Source organism: Albidovulum sp. (assembly GCF_008933605.1).
GTDB lineage: Bacteria > Pseudomonadota > Alphaproteobacteria > Rhodobacterales > Rhodobacteraceae > Albidovulum.
In genome coordinates this window covers 1-7,679 of record NZ_WBUS01000147.1, presented here as the reverse complement: position 1 = coordinate 7,679, position 7,679 = coordinate 1, and the positions used below count along the sequence as shown (strand labels likewise).

Sequence of the window (7,679 nt, the reverse complement as noted above, 5' to 3'; positions counted from 1 at the left end):
CGCGCTCGTGCCTGACCCGGCCGGGGCGCGCCTCACGCTGTCGCCGCCGCACGCGGGGCGGGTGAACTTCCACGCGACCGGGCCCGGCATCGTCGAGATCGACACGGCCGCCGTCCACGCCCTGAACCGGGCCGATCCGGCGCTGACCTTCGCGACGCTTGCGCACTTCGCGCGGGTCGCGGAGGGGACGATGGTCGGCACCGTGAAGGTCATCGCCTACGCGGTGGCAGGCGCGACGCTGGAAGAGGCCTGCCGCGTCGCCCCGGGCGCGATCCGCGTGCGCCCCGTCGCGCTGGGCTCGGCGGGGCTCATCCTGACGACGACAGGCGCGCCGAACGACTCCAAGCTGGCAAGGAAGGGCGAGCAGGCCGTCGCGGCGCGGCTTGCCGCGCTTGGCATGACGCTGGCCGAGGTCGTAGAGGTGCCGCATGACGCCGCCGCGATCGCGGCGGCGCTCGGGCCGCTGAAGGGCGACATGGTGCTGATCCTGACCTCGGCGGCGACATCGGACCTGCACGACACCGCGCCCGAGGGCCTCAGGGCGGCGGGCGGCACGGTGGCGCGCTTCGGGATGCCGGTCGATCCCGGCAACCTTCTCTTCCACGGCCGGCTCGGCACCCGGCCGGTGATCGGCCTGCCGGGCTGTGCGCGGTCCGTCGCGCTCAACGGCGCGGACTGGGTGCTGGAGCGGCTTGCCTGCGGTCTCGACGTGTCGGCGGACGACATCTCCGCCATGGGCGTGGGCGGGCTCCTGATGGAAAGCCCGGTCCGCCCCGAACCGCGCGAACGGGTGCGGGGGCCCCGGGCGTGACCTTTCCGGCCGCCCGAGGCGAAGGCGGAAAACACGGAAGCCGGGAGATGACAAGCACGACCATCGTCACATAGCCTGATGCGGGGCGAATCCGTAGGCTCGTGCCCGCAGGCGAGGGGGGACCGACATGCAACTTATCGACCATCGCGACATCGCGGCCGGCCCCGAGGCGGTCTGGGCGGCGATTCTCGACCCGGAGGTGCTGAAGGCCTGCATCCCCGGCTGCGAAAGCCTGACCGGCTCGCCCGAGGCGGGCTACGAGGCCGTCGTGGTGCAGAAGGTCGGCCCGGTGAAGGCGAAGTTCACCGGCATGGTCACGCTCTCGGACATGGTCGCGGGGCAGTCGCTGACGATCACGGGCGAAGGCAAGGGCGGACCGGCGGGCTTCGCCAAGGGTGGCGCGAAGGTGACGCTCGCGCCGGAGGCGGAGGGGACGCGGCTCGGCTACGAGGTCGAGGCGCATGTCGGCGGCAAGCTCGCCCAGCTCGGCAGCCGGATCATCGACGGCTTTGCCAAGAAGCTCGCCGACGAGTTTTTCGAGCGCTTCAAGACGACGGTCGAAGGGCCCTCGGTTCCCGGAGACACGCCCGGGGAGGCGCCGGAGGAGGCCGCTTCCCCGGACGGCGAGGCGGGCCAGAAGAAGGGTTGGATCAAGCGCGTCTTCGGCGGCTGATCCGGTTGAAGTCCACAGGGAGGTTGAGATGACAAAAGTCACAATGACCGTGAACGGCAAGGCCGTATCCGGCGAGGTGGAGGGGCGCACCCTGCTGGTGCAGTTCCTTCGGGAAGGGCTCGGCCTGACCGGGACGCATGTCGGCTGCGACACCTCGCAGTGCGGCGCCTGCGTCGTGCATGTCGACGGCAAGGCGGTGAAGAGCTGCACGGTCTTTGCGCTCGACGTCGAGGGCGCCAGCGTGCGCACGATCGAGGGCATGGCGAACGCCGACGGCTCGCTCGGCACGCTCCAGCAGGCGTTCCAGGACCATCACGGGCTTCAGTGCGGCTTCTGCACGCCGGGCATGGTGATGACCTCGGCCGCGCTCCTGGCCGAGAACCCCAAGCCGACGGAGGCCGAGGTGCGCGACTACCTCGAAGGCAACATCTGCCGCTGCACCGGCTACCACAACATCGTCAAGGCGGTGCTCGCCGCGTCCGGGCAGGACGTGTCGGCCGTCGCCGCCGAATGAGGGAGGGAAGAGATGCCTAAGGATCACGGGATCGGCGCGAGCATGAAGCGCCGCGAGGACGTCCGCTTCCTCACCGGGCGCGGCCAGTACACCGACGACGTCAGCCTGCACGGCCAGACCCATGCGGTGATGGTCCGCTCCACCGTCGCGCACGGGCGGATCAGGTCCATCGACACCTCGGCCGCCGCGGCGATGCCGGGCGTGCTCGCCGTCTTCACCGGCGAGGATTTCAAGGACATGGGCGGCAATCCGGCCGGCTGGCTCATCAACAGCCGCGACGGCACGCCGATGCGCGAGCCGAAGCGGCCTGTGCTCGCCCACGGCAAGGTCCGCCACGTCGGCGACGCCTATGCCGCCGTGGTGGCAGAGACCTACGCGCAGGCGCGCGACGCCGCCGAGCAACTCGCCGCCGACACCGAGATCGAGGAGCTTCCGGCGATCGTGGACATGGCGGCGGCCGTCGCCGACAGTTCCAACCGCGTGCATGACGAGATCCCCGACAACCTCTGCTTCGACTGGGGCTGGATCGAGGACAACCGCGCCAAGGTGGACGAGGTCTTCAAGTCCGCGCCGCATGTCACGACGCTGGAACTCGTCAACAACCGGCTGATCCCGAACGCGATGGAGCCGCGCGCCTCGATCGGCGAGTATTTCCCCGGCACCGGCGACTACCGGCTGACGACGACGAGCCAGAACCCCCACCTGCACCGGCTGCTGATCGCGGCCTTCGTCATGGGCATCCCGGAGAACAAGCTGACGGTCGTCGCGCCCGACGTGGGCGGCGGCTTCGGCTCCAAGATCTATCACTACGGCGAGGAGGCGGTGGTGCTCGCGGCGGCGAAGAAGCTCGGCCGCCCGGTGCGCTGGACGGCGGAGCGGTCGGAAAGCTTCATCTCAGACGCCCACGGCCGCGACCATGTGACGAAGATCGAGCTTGCCTGCGAGAAGGACGGCACCTTCCTGGCGTTCCGGACCGCAACGCTGGCCAACGTGGGGGCATATCTCTCGAACTTCTCGACCGCGACGCCGACCTTCCTGCACGGCACGCTGATGGCCGGACCCTACAAGGTGCCGAACATCTATGTGAACGTGAAGACGGTCTTCACCAATACCGTGCCCGTCGATGCCTACCGGGGCGCCGGCCGGCCCGAGGCGACCTTCAGCCTCGAGCGGATCATCGACAAGATGTGCCGGGAACTGAACCTCGACCCGTTCGAGGTGCGCCGGAAGAACTTCATCACCCCGGACATGTTCCCCTACACCACGCCTGTCGGGCTCGCCTACGACACCGGCAACTACGGCGCCACGCTCGACAAGGCGATGGAGATCGGCGACGTCGCCGGTTTCGAGAAGCGCCGCGCCGAGAGTGCGAAGAAGGGCAGGCTCAGGGGCATGGGGCTTTCGACCTGGATCGAGGCCTGCGGCATCGCGCCCTCGCATCTCGTCGGCGTCCTCGGCAGCCGCGTCGGGCTCTATGACGCGGCCACGGTGCGGGTGAACGCGACCGGCAACATCAGCGTGATGACCGGCGCGCACAGCCACGGCCAGAGCCACGAGACGGTCTTCGCCCAGATCGTCGCCGAAAAGCTCGGCGTGCCGGAATCCGCGGTCGAGATCGTCCACGGCGACACCTCGAAGATCCCCTTCGGCATGGGCTCCTACGGCTCGCGCTCGCTCGCGGTCTGCGGCGTTGCGGTGACCAAGGCGATCGACAAGATCGTCGCCAAGGGCAAGAAGATCGCGGCGCACATGCTGGAGGCCGCGGAAGAGGACATCTCCTTCGCCGACGGCAAGTTCTCCGTCGCCGGGACCGACAAGGCCAAGACCTTCGGAGAGATCGCCTTCTCCGCCTACGTGCCGCACAACTACCCGCTGGAGACGCTGGAGCCGGGGCTGGAGGAGACGGCCTTCTACGATCCGGCCAACTTCACCTTCCCCGCGGGCGCCTATATCTGCGAGGTCGAGGTCGACCCCGAGACCGGCAAGGTGGACATCTGCTCCTTCGCCTGCGCCGACGACTTCGGCAACATCATGAACCCGATGGTCGTCGACGGGCAGGTTCATGGCGGCGTCGGCCAGGGGATCGGCCAGGCGCTTCTGGAGAACACGAGCTACGACGAGAACGGCCAGCTGCTGACCGGGTCCTACATGGACTACGCGATGCCGCGGGCCTCGGACGTGCCGTTCTACACGGTGGATTACTCGTGCCAGACGCCCTGCACCCACAATCCGCTGGGCGTGAAGGGCTGCGGCGAGGCCGGGGCCATCGGCTCGCCCCCGGCCGTCGTCAACGCCGTGATCGACGCGCTCCACCGCGGCGGTCTCACCCATGTGAAGCACATCGACATGCCGGTCTCGCCGTCGCGGGTCTGGTCGGCGATCAACGGCTGAGGGAGGACCTTCCATGCATAACTTCGAGTTCGTGAAACCCTCCACCATCGCCGAGGCCGTGAAGGCGCTGGCCCGCGAAGACGCCCAGGCGCTTTCGGGCGGCCAGACGCTGATGCCGACGATGAAGCAGCGGCTCGCCGCACCTGCCGTGCTGGTCAGTCTCACGGGGATCCCCGAGATGCGGGGCGTCTGCCGCAACGGCGACGCGCTCGAGATCGGCGCGGCGACGACCCACGCCGAGGTGGCGCGGGAAGCCGCCGCCGCCTATCCGGCGCTGGCCGGTCTTGCCGGCGGGATCGGCGACCCGGCGGTTCGCAACCTCGGCACGATCGGCGGCAGCCTCGCCAACAACGACCCGGCGGCGTGCTATCCTGCGGCGGTGCTGGGCTCGGGCGCGACCGTGGTGACCAGCAAGCGGGAAATCGCGGCGGACGACTTCTTCCAGGGCTTGTTCTCGACGGCGCTCGAGGAAGGGGAGATCATCATCTCCGTTCGGTTCCCGATCCCCGAGCGGGCGGGCTACGCCAAGTTCGAGCAGCCCGCCTCGCGCTTCGCGCTGACCGGCGCCTTCGTGGCGAAGTACGCCTCGGGCGTGCGCGTCGCGATCACCGGCGCGGGCCAGGACGGCGTCTTCCGCTGGAGCGACGGCGAGCGGGCGCTCTCGGCCAGCTATGCGGCCGACGCGCTTTCGGGGCTTTCCGTCTCGCCGGACGGGCTCATGGCCGACCTGCACGGGACGCCGGCCTACCGGGCGAACCTCGTCAAGGTGATGACGCAACGGGCCGTCCGCGCCTCCTGATCCCCGAAACAGCCGACCGGACGCCCCCGCATCGCGCGGGGGCGTGTTCTATTGCGGCGGCCGTGAACAGGCACGGGGACTCCGCCGTCGCCCAGCTTTGTGTTGCGCGGCGGGCGTATTGGTTATATAAGTTTACCAATTTGGAGGAATCCGCATGGATATGCCCCTGGCCGATGCCACGATCCTGTCCCGGCGCGCGGAGATCGTGGCAGCGCTCAGGGCCGCCGTTTCTGCCGATGCGGTGATCGACGATCCGGTCGAAACCCGGGCCTACGAATGCGACGGGCTCGCGGCCTACCGCTGCCCGCCCCTTGCCGTCGTCCTGCCCCGCTCCACGGAGGACGTCGCGGCGGCGCTGCGGGTCTGCCACGACCTCGGCGTGCCGGTCGTGCCGCGCGGCTCCGGCACATCGCTCTCGGGCGGCGCGCTGCCCACGGCCGACAGCGTGATCCTCGGTCTCGCGCGGATGAACCGGGTACTGGAGGTCGACTACGGCGACCGCTTCATCCGGGTGGAGGCGGGGCGCACCAATCTTTCCGTAACCGGCGCGGTGGAGGCGGAGGGGTTCTTCTATGCGCCCGACCCGTCCTCGCAACTCGCCTGTGCCATCGCCGGGAACGTGGCGATGAACTCGGGCGGCGCGCACTGCCTGAAATACGGGGTGACGACGAACAACCTCCTCGGCGTCACGCTCGTCCAGATGGACGGGACCGTGGTGGAGCTGGGCGGCGCGCACATGGACGCGGGCGGGCTCGACCTGCTCGGCGTCGTCTGCGGCTCGGAAGGCCAGCTCGGCGTCGTGACCGAGGCCACGCTGCGCATCCTGCCGAAGCCCGAGGGCGCGCGCCCGGTGCTCATCGCCTTCGATGCGAACGAGGTGGCGGGTGCCTGCGTCGCCGACATCATCAAGGCCGGGGTGCTGCCCGTTGCGATCGAGTTCATGGACCGGCCCTGCATCCGCGCCTGCGAGGACTTCGCCCATGCCGGCTACCCCGACTGCGAGGCGCTGCTGATCATCGAGGTCGAGGGCTCGGAGGCGGAGATCGACGAGCAGCTCGGCCTCATCCGCCAGATCGCCGCGCGGCACCGTCCCGTGGAGTTCCGCGAGAGCGCGTCCGAGGAGGAGGCGAAGAAGATCTGGCTCGGCCGCAAGTCGGCCTTCGGCGCGATGGGCCAGATCAACGACTACATGTGCCTCGACGGGACGATCCCGGTCTCGGCGCTGCCGGAGGTCTTGCGGCGCATCGGCGAGATGAGCCGCGACTTCGGGCTCGACGTGGCGAACGTGTTCCACGCCGGCGACGGCAACATGCACCCCCTGATCCTCTTCGACGCCAACAGGCCCGGCGACCTCGAGAAATGCGAGGCGCTCGGGGCGGAGATCCTGAAGCTCTGCGTCGAGGTCGGCGGCTGCCTGACCGGCGAGCATGGCGTCGGCATCGAGAAGCGCGACCTGATGGGCGTGCAGTACACGGGCGCGGACATGGAGGCGCAGATGCGGGTGAAGGATGTCTTCGATCCGAGGTGGCTCCTGAACCCGGCGAAGGTGTTCCCGCTCGCGGCAAGTGCGGCGCGGCGCGGCGGATGAGAGGACGGAAGCGGGGGTTTTGCACCCCCGCACCCCCGCAGAGTATTTCGGCCAAGGTGAAGGCAGGGACGTGAGGATTTCGTCGGAAGAGGAACTGGCCGGGGTGATCCGGGGCACGACGGTGCCCTTCAGGATCAAGGGCGGCGGGACGCGGGGCGTCGGGCGGCCGGGAGCGGGCGAGGCGCTCGACGTCTCGGGCATCGCCGGGATCCGGCTCTATGAGCCGGGCGCGCTGACGCTGGTTGCGGCGGCGGGCACGCCCCTCGCCGAGGTCGAGGCGGTGCTGGCGGCCGAGGGCCAGCGGCTCGCCTTCGAGCCCGCCGACTGGCGCGGGCTTCTCGGCACTTCGGGAGAGCCGACGCTCGGCGGCATGGTCGCGGCCAATGTCTCCGGCCCCCGCCGGGTGCAGGCGGGCGCCTGCCGCGACGCGCTCCTCGGCGTGCGGTTCGTCGACGGAACCGGCGCGGTGGTGAAGAACGGCGGGCGGGTGATGAAGAACGTCACCGGCTACGATCTCGTGAAGCTGATGGCCGGGTCATGGGGCACGCTCGGGGTTCTGACAGAGGCGAGCCTGAAGGTCCTGCCGGCGCCCGACGCGGTGGCGGTCCTGGTGCTCGAGGGGCTCGACGACGCCCGGGCGGTCGAGGCGATGACGCGGGCGCTCGGCTCGCCCTTCGACGTCACCGGGGCCGCGCACGGGACGATGGGCACGCTGGTGCGGATCGAGGGTTTCGCGCAGTCGGTCGCATACCGGGCGGAGCGGCTGACGGCGATCCTCGCGCCCTTCGGCGCCGCCCGCGTCGAACGCGATCCCGGTACCGCCGCCGCGCTCTGGCGCGGGGTGCGCGACGTGGCGCCCTTCCACGGGGTTCCGGGCGATGTCTGGCGGCTGTCAGTCAGACC

At 69.9% G+C, this 7,679-nt stretch carries 7 protein-coding genes; all 7 read left to right on the top strand.

Translation table 11 applies throughout. The features are described 5' to 3' along the window. Positions 1 to 811 (top strand): molybdopterin biosynthesis protein (locus tag F9K34_RS15355; RefSeq protein ID WP_291337998.1); only part of this gene is annotated, 811 nt, incomplete at its 5' end. Between the two features lie 127 nt (positions 812 to 938). Continuing rightward, on the top strand, positions 939 to 1,484 hold the full coding sequence (locus F9K34_RS15350; protein WP_291337997.1) for a CoxG family protein: 546 nt from the start codon (positions 939 to 941) through the stop codon (positions 1,482 to 1,484). 28 nt (positions 1,485 to 1,512) lie between these two features. Further along, positions 1,513 to 1,998, top strand: a complete 486-nt coding sequence (locus tag F9K34_RS15345) for a (2Fe-2S)-binding protein (protein ID WP_291337996.1) — start codon at positions 1,513 to 1,515, stop codon at positions 1,996 to 1,998. Positions 1,999 to 2,010: 12 nt separating this feature from the next. Continuing rightward, on the top strand, positions 2,011 to 4,389 hold the full coding sequence (locus tag F9K34_RS15340) for a xanthine dehydrogenase family protein molybdopterin-binding subunit (protein ID WP_291337995.1): 2,379 nt from the start codon (positions 2,011 to 2,013) through the stop codon (positions 4,387 to 4,389). Between the two features lie 13 nt (positions 4,390 to 4,402). Further along, a complete protein-coding gene (locus F9K34_RS15335; protein WP_291337994.1) occupies positions 4,403 to 5,188 on the top strand; it encodes an FAD binding domain-containing protein in 786 nt (261 codons plus the stop codon). 154 nt (positions 5,189 to 5,342) lie between these two features. After that, complete coding sequence (locus F9K34_RS15330; protein ID WP_291337993.1) at positions 5,343 to 6,776, top strand: FAD-linked oxidase C-terminal domain-containing protein; 1,434 nt, start codon at positions 5,343 to 5,345, stop codon at positions 6,774 to 6,776. 70 nt (positions 6,777 to 6,846) lie between these two features. Beyond that, positions 6,847 to 7,679, top strand: an 833-nt coding sequence (locus F9K34_RS15325) for an FAD-binding protein (protein ID WP_291337992.1), incomplete at its 3' end; no start/stop codon positions are given.